Raw genomic sequence first — 20,328 nt, 5'->3', positions numbered from 1 at the left:
CGATATGGCTAACCCTTCCCCCGTGTTGAGTCCCCTCGACACCCTATGGCAAGCCCGCACCCTGGTGTGGGTGCTGCTGGCCGGGGAAGCGCTGGCGGCGATCCTGGCAATCGCGCCAGGCCGAGAAGGAGATCGCCTGACCTACTTCGGCGTGGCCTCGCTCGCCATCCAGTGGATCGTGCTGACGTCGCTGGGCTTGTTGTACCTGTTGCGCGGGGCGCTTTCCCGGGCAACCCCACCGCTCATCGCACAAGTCGGACTCGGCGCACTGCTGGCCAGTACTTGGCTCGTGCTGTTGGCTGGTTGGCTGACACTGCGGGATCTCGTGCCGCTACCGGAGGGCGGCTGGCTGACCCTTTCGCTGCGCATCACCGCCATTGCCTTGATCATGGGGGGGCTGGGGCTGGGTGCATTCCAGGCACAGTGGCGGGCTCGGCAGTTGGCCGTGGCTGCCGAACACGCCAAGCTGCAGGCCCTCCAGGCCCGCATCCAGCCGCACTTCCTGTTCAACACGCTCAACACCGGCATTTCGCTGCTGCATGCGAAGCCGGACCTCGCGGAGCAGTTGCTGCTGGACTTGTCGGACCTGTTCCGGGCGGCACTGTCGCAACGCGAGTCCCTCAGGCTGGAAGAGGACCTGTCGCTGGCGCGCCGCTACCTGGAGATCGAACAGCTCCGCCTGGGGGATCGTCTCCGGTTGACCTGGGATATCCCCGCCGAGCTGCCCGCCCTGCAGGTACCGACGCTTTCCATCCAGCCATTGGCGGAAAACGCCATCCGGCACGGTATCGAACCCTCCACGACGGGCGGGGATGTCGGCATCCGCATCGGCACGGTCGACGGCGCCCTCCAGATCGCCGTTTCCAACACCCTGCCACCCGCCTCGGCCCGCGCGGCGTCAGGCCATCAGGTCGGGCTCAGTTCGGTGCGGGCGCGCATCCATGCCGCAACCCAGGGCCGCGGGAGCGTGGACACGCGGATCGTCGATGGCCTGTACACCGCCACCATCCGCCTGCCACTGGGTGCCACGGGCTAGCGGCGTCAGGTCGCCACGCGGTAACAGGGCTTGTACTCGCCCGCGATCTTCATGCGCCGTTGCTCGACGAACGCGCGCAGCAATGCATCCAGCGCCTGCATCATCGCCGCGTCACCGTGGATCTCGAACGGCCCGAACTCCTCGATGCGGCGCATGCCGTCTTCCTTGACGTTGCCGGCGACGATGCCGGAGAACGCACGTCGCAGGTCAGCGGCAAGATCATGCACGGCGCGGCCGGGCCGCAGCTGCAGCGCGGCCATCGCCTCGTGCGACGGCACGAAAGGCTGCTGGTAGTCCTCGGGAATCTGGACGGCCCAGTTGAAAAAGAACGAATCCTTGTGCTCGATGCGGTACTCGCGCACCTTGCGGATGCCGGCCACCATCTTCTTCGCCACCGCGACCGGATCGCCGATGATGATCTCGTAACGCTCGGCCGCCGCATCGCCCAGCGTCAGGCGGATGAAACGGTCGATCTGCTCGAAGTACGGCGCGGCGATGGTCGGACCGGTCAGGATCAGCGGGAACGGCAGGTGCGCGTTGTCGGGGTGCAGCAGGATGCCGAGCAGGTAGAGGATTTCCTCTGCCGTGCCGACGCCGCCGGGGAACACGATGATGCCGTGGCCGATGCGGACGAAGGCCTCCAGGCGCTTCTCGATGTCCGGCATGATCACCAGGTGGTTGACGATCGGGTTCGGCGACTCGGCCGCGATGATGCCCGGCTCGGTCACGCCGATGTAGCGCGTCTTGGCGCGGCGCTGCTTGGCGTGCGCGATGGTCGCGCCCTTCATCGGCCCCTTCATCGCACCGGGGCCGCAGCCCGTGCAGATGTCCAGGCCACGCAGGCCCAGCTCGTAGCCGACCTGCTTGGTGTAGAGGTATTCGTCCCGCGAAATCGAGTGTCCGCCCCAGCAGACGACCAGGTTGGGATCGCTGGGCTTGAGGATGCGCGCGTTGCGCAGCAAGCCGAATACCGCATTGGTGATGCCAGCGGACGATTCCAGATCGGCGGCGTACTCGGGGCCGAGTTCGATGGCGGTGTACGCCAGGTCGCGCACCACGGCGAACAGAAGTTCCGCCACGCCGCGGATGATCTCGCCATCCACGAACGCCATCGCCGGCGCATTGATCAGGTCGATGCGCACGCCGCGATCCTGCTGCAGGACCTGGATATCGAAGTCGGGATAGAGATCGCGCGCCGCGCGCGGATCGTCGGACGCGCTGCCGCTGGTCAGCACCGCCAGCGCGCAGCGGCGCAGCAGTTCGTGCATGCCGCCGCTGGACGCGTCGCGCAGGCGCGCCACTTCAGCGCGGGAAAGTACGTCCAGGCCGCCACGCGGATAGATCCGCGCGTCCTGCACCGGCAACGCCCTCGATGCCGTCTGGTTCATGGGATTTTCCTGTCTTCGTTCGTCAGAGGCGGGACTTTAGCGCAGTCATGGTGGCAAGAGGAGCCCGCCCAAAAGAAAACGGCCGGGTTGCCCCGGCCGTTTCCTTATTCAGCAAGTCCTGGCGAATCAGAACTCGTAACGCAGTGTCATCAGCACCGACCAGCGAGAGACCACGCGGGACGGATAGGACGAGTTCGCGTCGTACGGGCGCAGGCTCTGGTACGTCGGGCTGCCCGAGGAGTTGACGATGTTGTACACATAGGTGCCGTCGGCATTCACCCTGCCCAGGTTCGCGAAGTAGCGGGTATCGAAGCCGCCGATTTCCTCGGTCACGCCCCAGTCCTTGTTGAGCATGTTCAGGAAATTGTAGATATCCAAGCGGATGATCGACTTGTGCTCCTTGAAGAAGCCCGGCAGTTCCTGCTGAAGGCTGACATCAAGCTGGTTGATCCACGGCAGGCGGGCCTCGTTGCGACCCGCAATCTGGCCGCGATGCGACGCCAGGTAGGGGTCGCTGTCGATGAAGGCGTGGAAAGCGGCAATCTGGGCGGCGGTTGCCGAACCGTAGCTCACCATGGGGTCGTTGATCAGCGGGATGTACGCCGGATCCTGGAAGATGCGGTCGCCATTGACGTCGCCATTCATGATCCACGTGTACGGCAGACCGTCACGCCCGTTGTAGAACGCGGTGATGCTGGTCTTGTAGTCGCCGAAGAACGCATGCTCCCAACCCAGCGAAGCCTTGATCGAATTGCGGATCTCGCGGCTGGCGGTGCCGGCGATCTCCTCGTTCGGATTCAGGCGGGACACGAACTGGTAGCTCGACCATGCCGTCGAGCTGGCATTGGAGCCGACTTCCTTGGCCTTGGTGTATGTGTAGCTGAGGTTTCCGTACCAGCCGTTGGCAAGCGGCTTGTTCAACGAGAACGTCACCGCGGTCGACGATCCCTTGTCGGTGTTGCTCAGTATCGTGGAGTTGTAGCTGAAGGCCGGGTTGAGGCCACAGTTCTTGTTGCTGCTCGACGTGGAACCGTTGAGGTTGCACCAGTAGCTCTCACGGCCGTCGGCCAGCGTCCCCTGCACTTCGCCAATGTTGAGCGCGCGGTAGAACGCGCCATCGCGATCACGGATGTGCTGCACTTCGACCGTGCCGATCAGGCCGTACCAGGGCAGCTCCGCGTCGTAACCCAGGCTGGCCTTCCATACGGTCGGCAACTTGAAGTCGGGATCGATCACGTCGATCTGGTTCGCGGGCGTGCCATCCGCCGGGACGTTCTGGTTGTAGGGATCGGGGCTGAAAGGCGCGTTCGCAGGATCGTTCTCGAAATAGGAAAGCGCCGTCACACCACCGTTGTTTTGGTAGGGATTGGCGAGCCAGACGAACGGTGGGACGCTCTGGAAGGAACCGATACCGCCGCGCAACTGCGAATAGCGCTCGCTATCGAACGTGTAGTTGAACGACACGCGCGGCAGGACCACCTTGTTGTCCGAACCGAGCTTGTAGTCGTTGCGGAAGCCGAAGGCTTCTTCGAAGCCCGGAGCGGCAACCGGCGCCTTGTCCGCCTTCGGGATATTGACGCGAACACCGTAAGTCAGCGACAGGTTGTTGTTGACCTGCCACGTATCCTGGATGAAGGGACTGACTTGCGTGTAGACCAGCGCGGCTGCGGTGTCGTTGACGTCGAAGCCCGGAGCCGGGGTACGCAGAGCGTAGGAGTCGTAGTTGCCGTCAGCAAAATCTTCGAGGCTCGCGAACACATACGAACCATGCAGGTCGCGGCCATACAGGTTGAACACGTCGTTGCGCAGGTAGTCCACACCGCCCTTGATGACGTGGTCGCCGGCGTAATACGTGCCGGACAGCGTGGCCGCCAAGCGCTTCGTATTGATCTGGTTCTCGTGGCGGTTGTTGTCCTCGCCGATAAAGATCGAACCACCGTCGGCGGTCTCGATTTCAACTTCCGGCTGATTGACCGGGTTGCCGTTCACCTGGTCGAACTTCTGGTGACTGACCTTGAACTCCGTGGAGAAATTCTCGGTCCAGTCGCTGAACAGTTGCAGCGACGTGTTCTTGGTGATGTTGTCGATGTTGTACCAATGGCTGCTCAGCACCACGTTCTCCGCACGCTGGTCGTACGGGGACGGGCGGAACTCCTCGGTCTGCTGATAGGTCAGGCTGGCACGATGGTAGTCGCTGATGTTCCAGTCCAGCTTGGCCAGGTAGCGCTTGTTGTCCAGGTTGACGCCCGTGGCGCCGTAGACACCTGGCTGCAGCCCCAGCTGGTTGGCGATCGCGATGGCCTGTTCGACGTCGGCCGAAGAGACATAGCCGTTCGCCAGGCCGTCGGAACTGGACGTGCCGCCGAAATTCTTGATCGTCTGTTCTTCATAGGAACCGAAGAAGAACAGCCTGTCCTTCAGGATCGGGCCGCCGAAGGTCACACCTTTGGTGATGTCGGTATCGAACAGGTTGTAGTCCTCGCCGTCGCGCGAACCCACCATGCTGCCGGCGTCCTTGTACGCGTAGTACACCGAGCCATGAAACTCGTTGGTGCCGGACTTGGTCACCGCGTTGACCGTGGCGCCGACGGTATCCGAAGCCACGTCGTAGTCCGAGACCTTGAGGTCATAAGCCGCGATCGTGTCGACCGAGATCGGGGAGCCCACATAGGGCATGCCGTTGGCATTCAGGCCGAAGGGGTCGCCCTGCGACATGCCGTCGACGGAAATGGTGTTGAACCTGTTGTTGACGCCCGCGACCGAAATCGCGCCGCTCGCCTGATCCGTCACCTGGATACGCGGGTCGAGGCGGGCCACGTCGTCGACCGCACGACTGCCCTGGGGGGTCAGCTCGAGCTGGCGGCCACTGACCGACGTGCCGACACCCTTGTTGTCCGAGGTGAAGACTTCGAGGCCGCGCGTGCCGACGACGGCGACCGACGCCAGCGTCGTGGTGGCATCGCCACCCAGCGCTGCGTTGACCGTGCTGACCTGGTTGAGCTGCAGAAACACGTTGTCTTCCGTCTTCGTGCCCGCACCGGCCTTGGTGATGATGATCTCGTACGGACCGCCCACGCGCAGGCCGCGCGCGGTGTAACGGCCGCTGGCATCGGTGGTGGCGCGGCTGACCGTACCGGACTCGACGTGGGTGATGGTCACTTCGGCGCCAGCAACGGGTTGGCCGCCATTGTCGGTGACCAGGCCGCCCAGACCGGACGAAGTGCTCTGCGCGAAGGCAGGAGCGGCGGCGAGCGCGACGACGAGGCCAAGGCTGAGCTTGGACAGGCGAAGACGACGGGATTGGTTCATCGGATAAACCTCAGGTACGGGAGTGATGTGGCGAAGCTGGCTGACGGACGTGCGCGGAAGCGACCCGGAAGGTCGTTTCGGAAGGGCGTGCTAGGGGTTCCCATGGCCCACGCGGCGTCCGCGGAGGTTAATAACAGGTTAACACGATAGGACCATTTTGTGACCGCGACATGACAATCTTTCGCGGTGCAGCATGACAGCCGGACCTGGCAGGCCAGGGTCGATCCGAGCTGCGGAATGCGGCTATGCGCCGCGGCGCGAGGTCAGATGTTGGGCGGGGTCAGCTTGAGGTACGTACCGATCCCATCCAGCACCATTTGGACGGAGATGGCGACCAGAAGCATGCCCATTAGCCGCTCGATCGCCGTCAGCACGCGTCGGCCCAGCCACCTGTACAGGACGGTCGCGGAGAACAGGATCACCGCCGTGGCGCCCCAGGCCAGCAGCAGGGCGAGGCTCCAGTCGCCCAGCCGGGACGGGTCGTTGCTGCCCATCAGCATGACGGCCGCCATGCCGGACGGACCGGCCACCAGCGGGATCGCCAAGGGGACGATAAAAGGCTCCCCGCCGGGAAGCTCGCCCATCAGGCCCTCCGGTCGCGGGAAGATCATCCGCACGCCGATCAGGAACAGCACGATGCCGCCGGCGATGGCGACCGATTCCTGGCGCAGGTGCATCAGCTCCAAGGCGTACTTGCCGCCCCACAGGAACAGCATCAGCACGACCAGCGCGATCAACAGCTCGCGCACCACCACGATACGCTGCCGGCGTGGCGCCAGCGGCTTGAGCACGCTGAGGAACACCGGGATGTTGCCCAGCGGATCCAGGATGAGGAACAGCAGCAGGGCCGCCGACAGGACGGTCATGCCCGCACCTTCCATATCTGCCCCCTGTGCGTGGCGCCGGCAGATGACAGCAGGGTGACGCAGGCGCCGGCATAAGCGCCGGCATCGCGCGCCTGCGCATCGGTGTCGTCGGCATAGGCGCGCGAGCGCAATCCGGTGCGCATGGGCCCGGGCTGCAGTGCGGACACGCGGACCGTGCTGGTGGCCAGTTCGGCATGCAGCATGCCGACCATTGAGGCCAGCCCATGCTGTGCCACGCCGTAGGCGCCCCAGTACGCCTGCCCGACCCGCGCCAGGTCGTCGACGCTGAAGACCAGTGCCGCGCCGTCCGACTGCTTGAGCAGCGGCAGGCAGGCCTGCGACAGCCACCACGGCGCGGTGAGGTTGACGTGCATGGCCCGCGCGAACGCGGCGGGGTCGGTGTGCTCCAGCGGCGTCAGTCCCTTGAACTCCGCCGCGCAGTGCAGCACGCCGTCCAGCCGGCCGAGTTCGGCATGCAGGCGGTCGGCGAGTTCGGCGTAGTCGTCCGGCGTCGCACCTTCCAGGTCCAGCGGGTACAGCAGCGGCTCCGCGCCGACCTGCGCCACCGCGTCGTAGACGCGGTTCAACTTCGGCACCTTGCGGCCGAGCAGCACGACCGTCGCGCCCGCTTCCGCACACGCGACCGCCGCGGCACTGCCCAGGCCGCCATGCGCGCCACTGACCAGCACGACGCGCTGGTCCAGCGCGCGAAGCGCGCGCGTCGGCAGCCCGACCAGACTCACGGTGCGAACGCCTCGGTGACGATGCGCTGCAACTCGCCGGATTCGTGCAGCTCCAGGGTGATGTCGCAACCGCCGATCAATTCGCCGTTGATGAAAAGCTGCGGGAACGTCGGCCAGTTGGAGAAGCGCGGCAGGTTGGCGCGGATCTCGGGCTCTTCCAGCACGTTGATGACGTGCAGGTGCTCGGCGCCCGCTTCGCGCAGCGCCTGCACGGCCCGGCTGGAGAAACCGCACATGGGGAACTGCGGCGTGCCCTTCATGAAAAGGACGATCGGGTGGCCTTCCACTTCGGCCTGGATGCGTTCCATCACCGGCATGCTGATTTCTCCTTCCTTGACGGTTTGACAACCACCGTCGGGTACACTTTCGGTCCGTTCCGCCGGCCGCGCCGACGGATTGCATAGTGTAAGCCTTTGCATCGCTCCGCCGATGCCGGGCACGCCCTCTTGACCCGCCTAGCACAAGGAAACCGAGCCATGGCCATCGAACTGCCCCCCCTGCCCTACGACCGCACCGCGCTCGAGCCGCACATCTCCGGCGAGACCATCGACTTCCATTACGGCAAGCACCACAAGACCTACGTCGACAACCTCAACAAGCTGATCGAAGGCACCGAGTTCGCCGACGCCTCGCTGGAAGAGATCGTGCGCAAGTCGCAGGGCGGCATGTTCAACAACGCGGCCCAGGTGTGGAACCACACCTTCTACTGGAACTGCCTGAAGCCCAATGGTGGCGGTGAGCCGACCGGCAAGCTGGGCGAGCTGATCAACAAGGCCTTCGGCGACTTTGCCAAGTTCAAGGAAGAATTCACCAAGACCGCCATCGGCACTTTCGGCTCCGGCTGGGGCTGGCTGGTGCAGCGTCCGGATGGTTCGCTGGCCCTGGTGAGCACGTCCAACGCCGCCACCCCGCTTACCGGCGAGGACAAGCCGCTGCTGACCATCGACGTGTGGGAACACGCCTACTACATCGACTACCGCAACGCCCGTCCGAAGTACGTGGAGTCGTTCTGGGCGCTGGTGAACTGGGACTTCGTGGCCGGCAACCTGCGCTGAGCGCGAAACACGGATCCACATGGGAACGGCCGGGGAAACCCGGCCGTTTTCTTATGCACAGGCAGGCAGGATCCGGCTATCCGGACAGCCGCGCGACGACCGGCGCGACCTGCGTGTCGCGCCCAAGCCTGGCACCGACCCGCGAGAGTGCACCGGCCAGCGACGACGCATCGTCCGCACGCAACGTGGCATGGCCGACCTTGCGGCCCGTCCGCGGCTCCTTGCCGTAGTCGTGCCAGTGGCCGCCTGACTCCTGCAGCACGGCACGCGCGTCCGGCATCTCGCCGATCCAGTTCAGCATGCAGGCGTGGCCGCGCACGGACGTATCGCCCAGCGGCAGGCCGAGCACCGCACGCAGGTGGTTCTGGAACTGCGATGTTTCCGCGCCCTCGATCGTCCAGTGGCCGGAGTTGTGCACGCGCGGCGCCATCTCGTTCGCCAGCCACTGGCCTTCGCGAAGGAACAGTTCCAGCGCGAACACCCCCACGTAATCCAGCGCCTCGGCCAGTCCGCGCGCGTAGTCGCCGGCCGCGCGCGCCAGCACGTCCTCGATGCGCGCCGGTGCCAGGCTCGCCGACAGCACGCCATCGACATGCCAGTTCTCGGTCAACGGCCACGTGCGGAATTCGCCATCGCGGCTGCGCACGGCCACCACGGAAAGCTCGCGTTCGAACGGGATGAAGGCCTCGACGATCAGGCCGACGGTCGCGGCCTGCGCACCGAGTGCCTCCCAGGCCGCATCGACATCGGCCGGCGACTTGATGCGGAACTGGCCCTTGCCGTCGTAGCCCAGCCGGCGCGTCTTGAGGATGCAGGCGCCTCCCAGCCGTTCGACTTCGGAACGCAGCACGTCGAGACTGTCCACGTCGGCGAACGCGCCGACCGGGATGCCGAGGTCGCGGAACAGCGTCTTTTCGACCAGCCGGTCCTGCGCTACCGCCAGCGCGCCCGGGTTCGGAAACACGGGAACGCGCCGGGAAAGCCACTCGGCACTCTCCGCCGGTACGTTCTCGAAATCGAACGTGGCCACGTCGACCTTCGACGCGAACTCGGCCAGCGCCGCCTCATCGCGGTAGTCGCCCACCAGCAACGGGGCGAACTGGCCGGCGCAGGCATCCGGCGCGGTGTCCATCACCAGGAAACGCAGGCCGAGTGGTGCGCCGGAGAGCGCGAGCATGCGGGCCAGTTGTCCGCCGCCCAGGATGCCGACCGTCGTCATAGCGGCTGGCGCGGATCGTCGTGCGCCATCACGTCGTCGGTCTGGCGCGTGCGGAAGGCATCGAGCGCAGCACCGATCGCCGGATACTCCAGCGCCAGCAACGCGGCAGCGAACAGGCCGGCGTTGGCTGCGCCCGCATTGCCGATGGCGAACGTCGCCACCGGGATGCCGGCCGGCATCTGCACGATGGACAGCAGCGAATCCATGCCGTTGAGCGCCTTCGACTGCACCGGCACGCCGAGCACCGGCACCGCCGTCTTCGCGGCGAGCATGCCGGGCAGGTGCGCCGCGCCGCCGGCGCCGGCGATGATCGCGCGCAATCCGCGCGAGGCGGCTTCATCCGCGTACGAGAACAGCACGTCCGGCGTGCGATGCGCGGAGACGACCTTCACTTCGTAGGGAACGCCCAGTGCGTCGAGCTTCTGCGCGGCATGCTGCATGGTCTCCCAGTCGGAGCGGGAACCCATCACGATGCCCACGACGGGGCTGGAAACGCTGGCGGTCATGGCCGTCCTCGGTCGCAAAGACGTATTCTACCCTCCTGACCGAACCGCTGAACGAGTCCCCACATGGACCGCAAACTGCTCGACCTCCTCTGCTGTCCCACCACCCGCCAGCCGCTGGCCATGCTCGATGCGCGCGGGCTGGAAGCGCTGAACCGGGCCATCGGCGAGGGGCAGGTCAAACGCGCGGACGACACGGCGCAGACCGACGCGCTGCGCGAGGCGCTGGTCACGCATGACCGCAAGACCGTCTACCGCGTCGAGGATGGCATCCCCGTGCTGCTCGCCGAGGAAGCGATCGCCACCGCGCAGCTCGCCGACTTCCCCGCACGATGAGCCCGCGCCCGACGCCACCGCCGACCGAGGTCGTGGCCTCGGATGTCGCACGTGCGCTGGCCGAGGATGTCGGCGCTGGCGACGTCACCGCCGCCCTGTTGCCCGACACGACCGACATCGCCTACCTGCTGTGCAAGGAAGACGCGGTCGTCGCCGGCCGCCCCTGGTTCGATGCCTGCCATCGTGCCGTCGACCCCGGCGTCCGGATCGACTGGCGCGTGCAGGACGGTGAGCGCGTGTCCGCCGGCACCGTGCTGGCCACGTTGGCCGGCCGCACGCGTGCGCTGGTCACCGCCGAGCGTTCATCGCTGAACTTCATGCAGACCCTGTCGGGCACTGCCACGGTGACGGCGACCTACGTCGATGCCGTACGCGGTACCGGCTGCACGATCCTGGACACGCGCAAGACCCTGCCCGGCCTGCGGCTGGCACAGAAGTATGCCGTCCGCTGCGGGGGCGGCCAGAACCACCGCATCGGCCTGTACGACGCGGTGATGCTGAAGGAGAACCACGTGCGCGCCGCCGGCTCGCTGGTGGTGGCCATCCGCGCCGCCCGGGCTGCGCAACCTTCGCTGCCGTTGATCGTGGAAGTGGAAACCCTCGCGCAGCTCGACGATGCACTGGCGGAAGGTTGCGAGCGCATCCTGATCGACGATTTCGATGTCGATATGCGTCGCGAGGCCGTGCGCCGAGCGAAGGCGGCGCCGTACCACGGCCGTATCCCGCTCGAGGTCTCCGGCAGCGTGGACCTGACGACGCTGCGTGGCATCGCGGAGGACGGCGTGGATTTCGTCTCGATCGGCGGCCTGACCAAGCATGTCCGCGCCATCGACCTGTCGATGAAGCTCGGACCCGCGCCATGAGGCCCGCATGTCGCCCTTGAGTGCGTTGCTGTGGCTGATCGCTGGTGGCGCGGCATTCGCGTACTGGAACGCCGCACGTGCCGCCGCCGAACGCGCGGGCACGCTGGGCCGCAACGCCTGCAAGGCTGCGGGCGTCATCTGGCTGGACCAGAGCGTGCACGCGAACGGACTGCGGCTGTCCCGCGGCGAGGATGGCTGGCTGGGCTTCGAGCGCAGCTTCCGCTTCGAGTACTCGTACGATGGTATCGACCGCCATGTCGGACGACTCGTATTGCGCAAGGGGAAGCTCGTGTCGTTCGTGGGACCGGTTGCCCCGTCGGTGACGCCGATCAATCCGGACTGAGCCGCCGCCGGTCCGCCTGCTTGGCAGGCGACACGTCGCAACCGGGTTACTTCACCACGCGCAGGAACGGAGGACGCTTGCCTCCGCCGCCAGGGGGCGGCGTATCGTCGTCGGGCGGCGCGTCCTGGGACGTCACGACATCGTCGTCATCCCCCGCGGCATCGGTGTCGTGCGGCACGTCGTCCGGCAGCGCCATCCCCTGCCCGGTCTCACGCGAATAGATTGCCAGCACGGCACTGATCGGCACATGGACCGCATGGCTGACGCCGCCGAAGCGCGCGGTGAAGCTGACCGCATCGTTGTCGATCATCAGCCGCACGACCGCGCGCTCGGCGATGTTCAGCACCACCTTGCCTTCCTTGACCGCGCTTGCCGGCACCTGCACGCCCGCCATCGTCGCGTCCACCAGCAGGTGCGGGGTCATGCCGTTGTCGGCGATCCACTCGTTCAGCGCCCGCAGCAGGTACGGACGGTGGCTGGTCATGCGGGAAGAGGCGTCGGTCATTTCACTTCTCGGCGGCCGATCGCGATACGGAACCGCGCACGGCCTGGTCTTGCACGGCGGTCGGTCAGACCGGGATCTCGCGCAGCTTCTTCTCCGCATCCGTGAGGCTGCGCAGGAAACCGGGGTGCCGGAAGATGCGGTTGCCGTAATCCTCGATCGCCTTGCCGTCCTTGGGCAGCGGCACGTCGAGCGACGGCAGGCGCCAGATGATCGGGGCCATCGCGCAGTCGGCCAGGCTCATTTCGGGATTGAGGAAGAACTTGCTCGCCTTGAACAGCGGCACCGAGGCGGTCAGCAGTTCCTTCAGGCGCTTGCGGCCGGCTTCGGCCTGCTGCTTGTTGCCCAACTGGATGGCCTGTACCTGCGGTACCCAGTCGTGCTCGATGCGCAGCATGGCCAAGCGCAGACGTGCGCGCGACAGCGGATCGACCGGCATCAACGGCGGATGCGGGTAGCGCTCGTCCAGGTATTCGCTGACCACCGACGCGGCGTAAAGCACGAGATCGCGCTCCACCAGCGTGGGCACCGAGTGGTACGGATTGAGGTCGATGAGGTCTTCAGGCGGATTCTGCGGATCCACCGGCACCAGGTCGTAGCTCACGCCCTTCGCGGCGAGCACCAGCCGCACGCGGTGGCAGAGCACGTCATCGGTGGAGGAAAACAACGTCAGTGTATTGCGCATACGTGGACTCGCAGCCATTCACGGCTCTCCGACGATCGGAATCCGCCGATCGCACTGACGCCGCCAGCCCCTTGCCGACGGTCGCCACGGTCCCTGAGTGTGCAATCCCCGCCGGAAAAAGCCAAGCAATCCCACCCGGCTCTTCCCCATGCCGGTGCAGGCCGCCGGGCCTGCACCGTGGCGTCGGATACGGCGCCGCTTAGTGGACGTCCTTCCAGTACTCCTGCTTCAGCAGGTAGGCCAGGAACGTCAGCGCCGACAGGAACAGGATCACCCACACGCCGATGCTCTGGCGCTTCAGGGCCGCCGGCTCGCCGACATACTCCAGGAAGTTGGTGATGTCGCGCGCGGTCTGGTCGAACTCCCGCGCCTCCTGCCGGCCGGGCTGCGTGACCTTCAGGCTCTCGACGTGGCGTTCGCCGGTGGCCGGATCGGGAGCACCGAACTCGGCATGCTGCAGACCCTGCAGCTCCCACAGCGGGTTGGGCATGGAGGCGTTGGGGAACAGCTTGTTGTTCCAGCCCAGCGGACGCGATTCATCCAGGTAGAAGGACTTGAGGTAGGTGTAGACCCAGTCGCTGCCACGCACGCGCGAGATGACGCTCAGGTCGGGCGGCATCTTGCCGAACCACTTGGTGGCCGGATCGTGCGGCATCGAGACCTGGATCTGCTCGCCGAACTTGGCCCCGGTGAAGTTGAGGTTCTTCATCACCTCGTCTTCGGTCAGGCCCAGGTCGTCGGCCATGCGCGAATAGCGCATGTACTTCAGCGAGTGGCAGCCAGCGCAATAGTTCATGTACAGCTGCGCACCACGCTGCAGCGACGCGCGGTCGCCCAGGTCGTTGCCGGCCTGCAGGGTGGCGCCGCCACCGGCGGCGAACGCGGAGAACGAAATCAGCAACCCGCTGGCGAAGACAGCTAGGCGAGAGGCGAAAGTCTTAGTCATGCGTCGTCACCCGCTCGGGCACTGGCTTGGTCTTGTCGATCTTGGTCCAGATCGGCATGGTCAGGAAGAACAGGAAGTAGAACGCGGTCAGGAAGCGGCCGACGATCGTTTCCACCGGATCCGTACCCGGGCCGGCGCCGATCTTGCCCAGCCAGACGAAGCAGATCGCGAACACGCCCAGCAGCAGCTTGGACAGCACGCCGCGGTAGCGGTAGGACTTGACCTTGGCGCGATCCAGCCAGGGCACCAGGAACAGGATCGCGATGGCGCCGAACATCACCAGCACGCCGCCCAGCTTGTTGGGCACCACGCGCAACATCGCGTAGTACGGCGTGTAGTACCACACCGGCTTGATGTGCTCCGGCGTGACCAGACGGTTGGCTTCGGAGAAGTTGTCGTGCTCCAGGAACCAGCCGCCCATGGCCGGCGCGAAGAACACGATGAAGGCGGCGACGATCAGGAAGCAACCGACGTAGAACCCGTCCTTGACCGTGTAGTACGGATGGAACGGCACGCCGTCCGCCGGCGCGGTCGGCGACCAGCGATTGCCCTTCGGACCCTTCTTGATCTCGACGCCGTCGGGGTTGTTCGAACCGACCTCATGCAGCGCGAAGATATGCAGCACCACCAGCAGCAGCAGCACCAGGGGCAGCGCGATGACGTGCAGGGCGAAGAAGCGGTTCAGCGTGGCGTCGCTGGGCAGGTAGTCGCCCATGATCCACTCGGTCAGGCCGTTGCCGATCACCGGAATGGCGCCGAACAGCGAGATGATGACCTTGGCGCCCCAGAACGACATCTGGCCCCACGGCAGCACGTAGCCGAGGAAGGCTTCGGCCATCAGCACCAGGTAGATCAGCATGCCGAGGATCCACACCAGCTCGCGCGGCTTCTGGTACGAGCCGTACATCAGGCCGCGGAACATGTGGATGTAGACGACGATGAAGAACAGCGAGGCGCCGGTGCTGTGCATGTAGCGGATCAGCCAGCCCCACTCCACGTCGCGCATGATGTATTCGACCGAGGCGAAGGCTTCCGCCGCGCTCGGCTTGAAGTGCATCGTCAGGAAGATGCCGGTCAGGATCTGGTTGACCAGCACTACGATCGACAGCACGCCGAAGATGTACCAGATGTTGAAGTTCTTGGGCGCGTAGTACTCGCTCATGTGCTTGCGGTAGACGGGCATGAAGCCCGGCGCGCGCGCGTTGAACCAGTCCATCACGCCTTCGGCTGTACGGGTAACGATGTTCGCCATGGCTTACGCGCCCCCTTGCGGATCGAGGCCGACCACGATGGTGTTGTCGTCCTGGTAGAAATGCGGCGGCACCACCAGGTTGGTCGGCGCGGGCACGCCCTGGAACACGCGGCCGGCCATGTCGAAGCGCGACTTGTGGCAGGGGCAGAAGTAGCCGCCCTTCCAGTTCGGGTCGTAGGGCTCCGGCTTGATCTCGGCGGCCATTTCCGGCGAGCAGCCCAGATGGGTACACAGGCCGACCAGCACGGAGATTTCCGGCTTCAGCGAGCGCGTCTCACCGGTGATGTAGGACGGCTGCTGGTCCTTGTTGGCCGACTGCGGGTCGCGCAGGTTGGCGTCCAGGGTCGGCAGCGCGTCCAGGATCGCCTTGGAACGCTTGACGATCCAGATCGGCTGGCCGCGCCATTCCAGGATCAGGCGCTGGCCTTCCTGCAGACCGGTGAGGTCGGCGGTCACCGGGGCGCCGGCCAGCTTGGCCCGTGCGCTCGGATTCCACGACTTGATAAAAGGTACTGCTGCAATACCGGCACCCACTGCACCCACCACCGCGGTGGTTGCAGTCAGGAACCGGCGTCGGCCCGTATTCACAGGCCCATTGACCCCATCGATGGCCATCCGGCACTCCGCAAAACAATCAGGTAGCTAAAAAGGCTGCCAAGGCCGCACCCAAGACGCCGGGGCGACCGCAAAAGACGTCGAAGTGTAACGGAAGGCTTAATGGGCCGACAATCCGCCGCTGCCACCGACCCAAGCGTCCAGCCTGCCCGGGACGGAAGGCCGAGGCCGCGCAATCAAGGACTTACGGCGTTTCGGTCGCCCCGGACCTAGCCCTGACCGGCCGATACTGTTGGCGGTCGCCTTGTCCGCGGACGGAGATATCGACGTTAGCGCAAAGACCTGCACCGCATTTCACCAGGTCGGCCCGGCCGATCCTGGCGCCCAGATCGGCCTCGACGCTGTGTTGGCGCGCCTGGCGCCCCATATGCCATGCCCAGAGCGAGGTCCCCAGTAGCAGGAGTATTCCCCCGACGCCCAGCCAGACCAGGCTCACCCGGGCGAACGCACGTTGCGAACGCGCAAGACTCTCCATCTGCCTTGCAGCCAGTTCGCCTGACTGGGTCATCCGCTTAGCGGCCTGATCGATGTTCTTCTTGGCGTCCTCAAGGGGCAGCCCAAGTGCATCGCCGATCGACTGCCGGCCCTGACTCCCGAGCGTGCGCATCACATCCTCGGCGAGTCGTTGCCCACCCACACCCACCTCGCGTGCACTTGCCAGCAGCGACGCCTGGGCCTGACTGATACGTTCGCGCATCTGCTCGTGCTCCTGCCGCTGGATTTCCAGCATGCGAGCCATCTGCGCGAGTTGCCGCTTCTGGGCGTCCACAACCTCGAGCAGCACGTCCTGGGTCTGTCGCCACTCCTGCGCGTCCATACGCTCCCCCTTTCTTCAGGCGCCCCGCGCGAGAGCAGGCTGTGTGTCCTGCGTCATGACTGGGCTTGTCGTCACTTCTCGGGTCGCCGCCTCCAAGGCACGCTCGAAGGCCAGCGACTCCCTGCCTTGTCGATCGAACGCCTGCACCCGCGGTTGCGAGCCGTACTCGTGGGTGGCGGATCTGCGCGCTTCAAGATCGCCACGCTCGCTGGCGGCAAGGAAGCGCTCCAGGTATGCGTCCTCCGCCGTCTCAGGGATTCGCAATGCCTGGGGACGGTCACGCGGGTACTCCGGCAATCCATGTGGGCGCTGGGCAGGCGGACGACGCTCTTCGTCAGGAATATCGAGGCGCCGGGGATCCGGCGCTTCGCGCTGCGGGGCCTGGTCCCGCTGCACCTCCACCCGGACATCGCGGAACAGCCCGGTGGTGGTGTCGGTCAGGACGTATTGCCAGCGATCCTGGTTGGAGTTCGCGTAGGCCAATCTCATGAACTCATCGAAGCGATCTGGGTGGATGGTCTGGCACCCGGCGGAGAACGTGTTCCACTGCCCGCCGCGGTGGATCTTGAAGGTGTTGTTCAGCGCTTCCAGGCCATCGATATCGGCTGTGGTGAAGTAGCCATCGGCATCCGTATCGCGCCGAACCATGTCCCGACCGTTGGCGACGGCTGCTGCGCTGGGTCGGAACGAGAGGTGTTGGTCGGCACCGTGCCTGGCATCAACCATCTCGATGGTTCCAGGCTGCAGCCGCCCCAAGTCGCGAATTCCATCACCATCCGCATCGCGACCTTCGATTTTACGCGGGCGAGTGACGTGGTCAAACCGCCCGGACGCCTCCAATGGGGGCGCCGGCCGTTGCGAGTCGGCAAACAGACGACGTCCGTTGCTTCCCGCATGATGGTCATACTGCGCGGTCGGCTCCGTGTTTGCCAGGTCGGCGACATGCAGGCTGCGCTCGCCTTGCGCGTCACGACGCAACACCACCAAGTGATCATCGTACACACCAGTGCCTGTAATGCGACCGTCGTGGGACGCTAACGTGGAGTTCTCCTGACGCAACCCAAGCAGGACACTGTGATCGTTGTGACGCAAAGCATCGAAGGCCGCTCGATTGCCCCTTGCCTCCACGATGCTGGCGTAGACGTCGTACTGCTGAGCCTGAGAGAGGTTGGTCAGCTCATTGGGCACGGTCGGATCCGTGCTCTGGCTGAACGCCGGCATCCGGGGCGCCGCCAACGCATCGCCAAGACGTTCCAGCGTCGCGGCATGCTCGGAAAGTTCCGCTCGCCGCATTCCGGCAAGCGCGTCACGTGCACCCGCCGCAACGTAGCGATCCAGCGCCTCCTGGACCACCGGACGCTCGCCTTGCCGCTCCTGTTCCAGCAGACGCAGCGCCTCTGCTTGCCGACCCTGCTGCAACCCCTCGATCACCCGGTCTGCGCTCGCGCGGATGTCGATGTCCGTCTTGTCGGCAATATGCGGGTTCGTCATGGCTTGCTCCAGGCCGGCCATTCCGTGTCGTAATCAAGGAACGGGTCGTATCGCTTGCCTCTGGTCAGCGCGCCGTCGCAACTGAAGTCCGGCCGCGCGAGACTGCACTTGTATCTTGGCCACAGGGAGTCGGAGACCCGTTCGCGCAAGTCGAAGTCTTCGCCGTTCCACACCGCGAAGCCGAAATGGGCGTCAAACGAAACGACTCTGTCGTATCTGCGTGACTCAGATGCGGGGAAAGGATCTTCGCCCGGTGGACTCGCGCGCCACCGTAATGTCGGGGCGTAGGTCAGCTTGCTGATGTCGAGCCTTGGCGACCCTGCGTCGTACTTGTGCCGCTCGCTCCGCCGGATGACGGGTCTCGGCAGTAGCCCCCGCGTGACGTCATGCAGCGTCCCGTCCGAGTGACGGCGATAGAGGCGATGACTCCGGAACGCGTACGGGCACTTCCCTGCTTCCAGTTCGTCGTATCCGTCTTCGAACGATTCCTCCTCGATGCAATCGAAGGCCCCCTCCACGAAGTACACCGTGTCGGCCGGCACTTTGCCCTCGAACGAACGGATGACGAACGAGGTTCCACCGGCCTCGACGTGCACCATGAAATCCGGCTGTCGACCGAATCCCGGTAGCGCAAGATAGTGCTGAGGTCGGCGTAGATACTTGGCGCGCACGTTCGCTGGCAGATGGATATCCGCCACGGGGATGTCCCGCACCACCTCCGCCAATGCCCGCGGCATCAGCCCGAAGCAAGGGCGATGAAGACCCGCGAAACCCACCTCCCCCTCACGATCGTGCTGCACACCGGGACAGCGTTCCGCCCCCATCTGCAGCTCGGTCACGTAAGGGCGCCACGGATCAGGCGCCGGCAACGACCCCTCCGGCAGCATAGACAGATCCAGGGCAGGGTCGATGGTCGCAAGATCCGCCTGCGCAAGCGCCCTCGACCCGCTGCAGCCTGCCGACAGCGTCATGACAAGGCATGTCCATGCGCTTCGGCGCACCAGTGCTTGCGCACAGGCAACCGCGCCTGCTCCCCACGATTCGAGCCCTAGCCGAATCCCCATGCGACCTCCCTGTCCCTATGGTTACGTCGCAGTGGCGTAAAGGCCGCTGCGCGATGCATCCTGCATCGCACGCAGTCGGGTTCGCAATTAACATATTCGAGGCGCGCGGGTGACGCATGTATGCGTGCGATCAGCGCGGCACGATAGCCGTCCGCAGGGATGGCGCGCCGAAAGATTGGGCGGACACTCCGCCCGTCATGGTTCAGCGCGCGGCGACGGCGTGGCGGTAGCGGTCGGCCAGGACGGCGACGCGTTCGACGTAGCGCTGGGTTTCCTTGTACGGCGGGACGCCGCCATGACGGTCCACTGCGCCTTCGCCGGCGTTGTAACCGGCGGCGACCAGGGTCAGGTTGCCGTTGAAGCGCTTCAGCAGCCAGGCCAGGTATTGCGCACCACCGCGGATGTTCTGGCCGGCGTTGTAGGAGTCGGTCACGCCGAAGCGGCGCGCCGTCGCCGGCATCAGCTGCATCAGGCCCTGTGCGCCGGCATGCGACAGCGCCATCGGGTTGTAGGAGGACTCTGCGTGCATGATCGCGCGCAGGATGGATTCCTCCACGCCGAACTCGCGCGAGGCGGCGGCGATCTCGGCCGCATAGGCGGAGGTGTTCAGGCGCAGCCGGCCGAAGTCGACGCCCGGATTGCCGCAGGCGAAACAGGTTTCGATATAGCTGTACTTGATGGTGCGCAGACTGGCGACCTGGGTGCCGCCCTGCGGACGCGTGCTGGTGTAGTGGCGCACGCCGTCCTTGATGTAGGAGTAGACCTGCCCGCTGACCACGCGGCGGGGACCGGTCGCCGCGGGCGGCGTCGCGGGCATGGCCGCCGGCACGATGGCGGCGGCGGAGTCCGACAGCGCAGGCGTGGTGGCCGCCCCTGTCGCGGGCGCCGCCTCAGCAGGACGGGACACGGAGGCGACCTGCGTCGGGCGGCTGCGGTCGGGGGTGTAGCGGCTCACGACTTCGCAACTGGACCCGCTCACGCGCTTGCTGACATAGGCCGGCACACCGTCCGCGCCGGTGCACTTGTACAGCGTGCCCGCGCTGGCCGGCAGTGCGGTCAACGCGGCCAGCATGGCCAGAAGCGTCAGAGTCCCCCTCATGCCGCGCAGTGTCCCGGATTCCCGGATGATTGCCAAGTCCTTGTCCAACAAAGGTTTCCTCCAATCTGTGCGGCCGGTCGGAGTTCGATGCATCGGCGGCACGGCGGCACGGTCGGGGCCTGATACCCCCTATCAACGCCATCGGGGCCGGTATCCGGCCGCTGCGCAGCGCGTAAACTACGCCGCCCTGCCCGCC

At 65.7% G+C, this 20,328-nt stretch carries 21 protein-coding genes; 5 read left to right on the top strand and 16 right to left on the bottom strand.

What is annotated here, in order from left to right:
* On the top strand, window positions 1-1,036 hold a 1,036-nt coding region (locus CSC78_RS18370; protein WP_338015145.1), incomplete at its 5' end, for a sensor histidine kinase.
* A gap of 5 nt (window positions 1,037-1,041) precedes the next feature.
* Here CSC78_RS18370 and ppnN read toward each other — a convergent pair.
* The 5 genes from ppnN to grxD all read right to left on the bottom strand — a co-directional run bounded on the left by ppnN (window position 1,042) and on the right by grxD (window position 7,659).
* Window positions 1,042-2,424, bottom strand: a complete 1,383-nt coding sequence (gene ppnN / locus CSC78_RS18365) for a nucleotide 5'-monophosphate nucleosidase PpnN (protein WP_162339314.1) — start codon at window positions 2,422-2,424, stop codon at window positions 1,042-1,044.
* A 126-nt stretch (window positions 2,425-2,550) separates the two neighbouring features.
* Window positions 2,551-5,733 (bottom strand): TonB-dependent receptor, encoded by a 3,183-nt coding sequence (locus tag CSC78_RS18360; RefSeq protein ID WP_162339313.1) that lies wholly within the window; start codon window positions 5,731-5,733, stop codon window positions 2,551-2,553.
* Between the two features lie 263 nt (window positions 5,734-5,996).
* Window positions 5,997-6,599, bottom strand: a complete 603-nt coding sequence (locus CSC78_RS18355) for a YhgN family NAAT transporter (protein WP_162339312.1) — start codon at window positions 6,597-6,599, stop codon at window positions 5,997-5,999.
* Entirely contained in the window at window positions 6,596-7,342 is a 747-nt protein-coding gene (locus tag CSC78_RS18350) for an SDR family NAD(P)-dependent oxidoreductase (RefSeq protein WP_162339311.1), read from the bottom strand. The genes CSC78_RS18355 and CSC78_RS18350 overlap by 4 nt, the downstream gene beginning before the upstream one ends.
* Window positions 7,339-7,659: a Grx4 family monothiol glutaredoxin gene (gene grxD, locus CSC78_RS18345; protein WP_162339310.1), complete on the bottom strand. Its 321-nt coding sequence runs from the start codon at window positions 7,657-7,659 to the stop codon at window positions 7,339-7,341. Before grxD ends, CSC78_RS18350 begins: the two co-directional genes overlap by 4 nt.
* 159 nt (window positions 7,660-7,818) lie before the next feature.
* On the opposite strand from grxD, the gene sodB reads away from it, so the two are divergent.
* Entirely contained in the window at window positions 7,819-8,397 is a 579-nt protein-coding gene (gene sodB, locus CSC78_RS18340) for a superoxide dismutase [Fe] (RefSeq protein WP_162339309.1), read from the top strand.
* A gap of 76 nt (window positions 8,398-8,473) precedes the next feature.
* Here sodB and CSC78_RS18335 read toward each other — a convergent pair whose 3' ends face one another.
* Together CSC78_RS18335 and purE are read right to left on the bottom strand one after the other, a co-directional pair.
* Complete coding sequence (locus CSC78_RS18335) at window positions 8,474-9,616, bottom strand: 5-(carboxyamino)imidazole ribonucleotide synthase (RefSeq protein ID WP_162339308.1); 1,143 nt, start codon at window positions 9,614-9,616, stop codon at window positions 8,474-8,476.
* Window positions 9,613-10,122, bottom strand: a complete 510-nt coding sequence (purE, locus tag CSC78_RS18330; RefSeq protein ID WP_162339307.1) for a 5-(carboxyamino)imidazole ribonucleotide mutase — start codon at window positions 10,120-10,122, stop codon at window positions 9,613-9,615. The genes CSC78_RS18335 and purE overlap by 4 nt, the downstream gene beginning before the upstream one ends.
* 63 nt (window positions 10,123-10,185) lie before the next feature.
* On the opposite strand from purE, the gene CSC78_RS18325 reads away from it, so the two are divergent.
* From CSC78_RS18325 to CSC78_RS18315, 3 genes are read left to right on the top strand one after another with little or no spacing between them, the layout of a single operon-like run.
* On the top strand, window positions 10,186-10,455 hold the full coding sequence (locus tag CSC78_RS18325) for a Trm112 family protein (RefSeq protein ID WP_162339306.1): 270 nt from the start codon (window positions 10,186-10,188) through the stop codon (window positions 10,453-10,455).
* On the top strand, window positions 10,452-11,318 hold the full coding sequence (gene nadC / locus CSC78_RS18320; RefSeq protein ID WP_162339305.1) for a carboxylating nicotinate-nucleotide diphosphorylase: 867 nt from the start codon (window positions 10,452-10,454) through the stop codon (window positions 11,316-11,318). The genes CSC78_RS18325 and nadC overlap by 4 nt, the downstream gene beginning before the upstream one ends.
* A 7-nt stretch (window positions 11,319-11,325) precedes the next feature.
* On the top strand, window positions 11,326-11,661 hold the full coding sequence (locus CSC78_RS18315) for a DUF3301 domain-containing protein (protein ID WP_162339304.1): 336 nt from the start codon (window positions 11,326-11,328) through the stop codon (window positions 11,659-11,661).
* Between the two features lie 46 nt (window positions 11,662-11,707).
* Here the strand turns inward: CSC78_RS18315 and CSC78_RS18310 are convergent, their stop codons facing one another.
* The 9 genes from CSC78_RS18310 to CSC78_RS18270 all read right to left on the bottom strand — a co-directional run bounded on the left by CSC78_RS18310 (window position 11,708) and on the right by CSC78_RS18270 (window position 20,132).
* Window positions 11,708-12,166 carry a ClpXP protease specificity-enhancing factor gene (locus CSC78_RS18310; RefSeq protein WP_162339303.1) on the bottom strand — a complete coding sequence of 153 codons (459 nt, stop codon included), beginning with the start codon at window positions 12,164-12,166 and terminating at the stop codon, window positions 11,708-11,710.
* A gap of 64 nt (window positions 12,167-12,230) precedes the next feature.
* Complete coding sequence (locus CSC78_RS18305) at window positions 12,231-12,866, bottom strand: glutathione S-transferase N-terminal domain-containing protein (protein WP_162339302.1); 636 nt, start codon at window positions 12,864-12,866, stop codon at window positions 12,231-12,233.
* Between the two features lie 181 nt (window positions 12,867-13,047).
* Window positions 13,048-13,794 carry a cytochrome c1 gene (locus tag CSC78_RS18300; RefSeq protein ID WP_162339301.1) on the bottom strand — a complete coding sequence of 249 codons (747 nt, stop codon included), beginning with the start codon at window positions 13,792-13,794 and terminating at the stop codon, window positions 13,048-13,050.
* Window positions 13,787-15,046: a cytochrome b gene (locus tag CSC78_RS18295; RefSeq protein WP_162339300.1), complete on the bottom strand. Its 1,260-nt coding sequence runs from the start codon at window positions 15,044-15,046 to the stop codon at window positions 13,787-13,789. Before CSC78_RS18295 ends, CSC78_RS18300 begins: the two co-directional genes overlap by 8 nt.
* A 3-nt stretch (window positions 15,047-15,049) precedes the next feature.
* Window positions 15,050-15,661: a ubiquinol-cytochrome c reductase iron-sulfur subunit gene (petA, locus tag CSC78_RS18290; protein WP_162339299.1), complete on the bottom strand. Its 612-nt coding sequence runs from the start codon at window positions 15,659-15,661 to the stop codon at window positions 15,050-15,052.
* A gap of 184 nt (window positions 15,662-15,845) precedes the next feature.
* Complete coding sequence (locus CSC78_RS18285; protein WP_162339298.1) at window positions 15,846-16,478, bottom strand: hypothetical protein; 633 nt, start codon at window positions 16,476-16,478, stop codon at window positions 15,846-15,848.
* Window positions 16,479-16,493: 15 nt separating this feature from the next.
* Window positions 16,494-17,969, bottom strand: a complete 1,476-nt coding sequence (locus CSC78_RS18925) for a hypothetical protein (protein ID WP_202924222.1) — start codon at window positions 17,967-17,969, stop codon at window positions 16,494-16,496.
* Window positions 17,966-18,940 (bottom strand): hypothetical protein, encoded by a 975-nt coding sequence (locus CSC78_RS18275; RefSeq protein WP_162339297.1) that lies wholly within the window; start codon window positions 18,938-18,940, stop codon window positions 17,966-17,968. Before CSC78_RS18275 ends, CSC78_RS18925 begins: the two co-directional genes overlap by 4 nt.
* Before the next feature lie 295 nt (window positions 18,941-19,235).
* Window positions 19,236-20,132: a lytic transglycosylase domain-containing protein gene (locus tag CSC78_RS18270; protein WP_162339296.1), complete on the bottom strand. Its 897-nt coding sequence runs from the start codon at window positions 20,130-20,132 to the stop codon at window positions 19,236-19,238.
* Window positions 20,133-20,328: the final 196 nt, after the last annotated feature.

This window comes from Pseudoxanthomonas japonensis, assembly GCF_010093445.1.
GTDB lineage: Bacteria > Pseudomonadota > Gammaproteobacteria > Xanthomonadales > Xanthomonadaceae > Pseudoxanthomonas_A > Pseudoxanthomonas_A japonensis.
Note: the sequence above shows the minus strand (reverse complement) of the source record. Positions and strands in the feature narration are given on the sequence as shown.

Excerpts from the sequence above, each read along its gene's own strand:
- CSC78_RS18315 (WP_162339304.1), top strand. The coding sequence starts at position 11,326 with ATGTCGCCCTTGAGTGCGTTGCTGTGGCTGATCGCTGGTGGCGCGGCA.
- sodB (WP_162339309.1), top strand. The coding sequence starts at position 7,819 with ATGGCCATCGAACTGCCCCCCCTGCCCTACGACCGCACCGCGCTCGAG.
- nadC (WP_162339305.1), top strand. The coding sequence starts at position 10,452 with ATGAGCCCGCGCCCGACGCCACCGCCGACCGAGGTCGTGGCCTCGGAT.
- petA (WP_162339299.1), bottom strand. The coding sequence starts at position 15,661 with ATGGCCATCGATGGGGTCAATGGGCCTGTGAATACGGGCCGACGCCGG.
- CSC78_RS18310 (WP_162339303.1), bottom strand. The coding sequence starts at position 12,166 with ATGACCGACGCCTCTTCCCGCATGACCAGCCACCGTCCGTACCTGCTG.
- CSC78_RS18355 (WP_162339312.1), bottom strand. The coding sequence starts at position 6,599 with ATGACCGTCCTGTCGGCGGCCCTGCTGCTGTTCCTCATCCTGGATCCG.
- CSC78_RS18335 (WP_162339308.1), bottom strand. The coding sequence starts at position 9,616 with ATGACGACGGTCGGCATCCTGGGCGGCGGACAACTGGCCCGCATGCTC.
- CSC78_RS18270 (WP_162339296.1), bottom strand. The coding sequence starts at position 20,132 with ATGAGGGGGACTCTGACGCTTCTGGCCATGCTGGCCGCGTTGACCGCA.
- CSC78_RS18325 (WP_162339306.1), top strand. The coding sequence starts at position 10,186 with ATGGACCGCAAACTGCTCGACCTCCTCTGCTGTCCCACCACCCGCCAG.
- ppnN (WP_162339314.1), bottom strand. The coding sequence starts at position 2,424 with ATGAACCAGACGGCATCGAGGGCGTTGCCGGTGCAGGACGCGCGGATC.
- purE (WP_162339307.1), bottom strand. The coding sequence starts at position 10,122 with ATGACCGCCAGCGTTTCCAGCCCCGTCGTGGGCATCGTGATGGGTTCC.
- CSC78_RS18300 (WP_162339301.1), bottom strand. The coding sequence starts at position 13,794 with ATGACTAAGACTTTCGCCTCTCGCCTAGCTGTCTTCGCCAGCGGGTTG.
- CSC78_RS18285 (WP_162339298.1), bottom strand. The coding sequence starts at position 16,478 with ATGGACGCGCAGGAGTGGCGACAGACCCAGGACGTGCTGCTCGAGGTT.
- CSC78_RS18925 (WP_202924222.1), bottom strand. The coding sequence starts at position 17,969 with ATGACGAACCCGCATATTGCCGACAAGACGGACATCGACATCCGCGCG.
- CSC78_RS18360 (WP_162339313.1), bottom strand. The coding sequence starts at position 5,733 with ATGAACCAATCCCGTCGTCTTCGCCTGTCCAAGCTCAGCCTTGGCCTC.
- CSC78_RS18295 (WP_162339300.1), bottom strand. The coding sequence starts at position 15,046 with ATGGCGAACATCGTTACCCGTACAGCCGAAGGCGTGATGGACTGGTTC.
- grxD (WP_162339310.1), bottom strand. The coding sequence starts at position 7,659 with ATGCCGGTGATGGAACGCATCCAGGCCGAAGTGGAAGGCCACCCGATC.
- CSC78_RS18305 (WP_162339302.1), bottom strand. The coding sequence starts at position 12,866 with ATGGCTGCGAGTCCACGTATGCGCAATACACTGACGTTGTTTTCCTCC.
- CSC78_RS18275 (WP_162339297.1), bottom strand. The coding sequence starts at position 18,940 with ATGACGCTGTCGGCAGGCTGCAGCGGGTCGAGGGCGCTTGCGCAGGCG.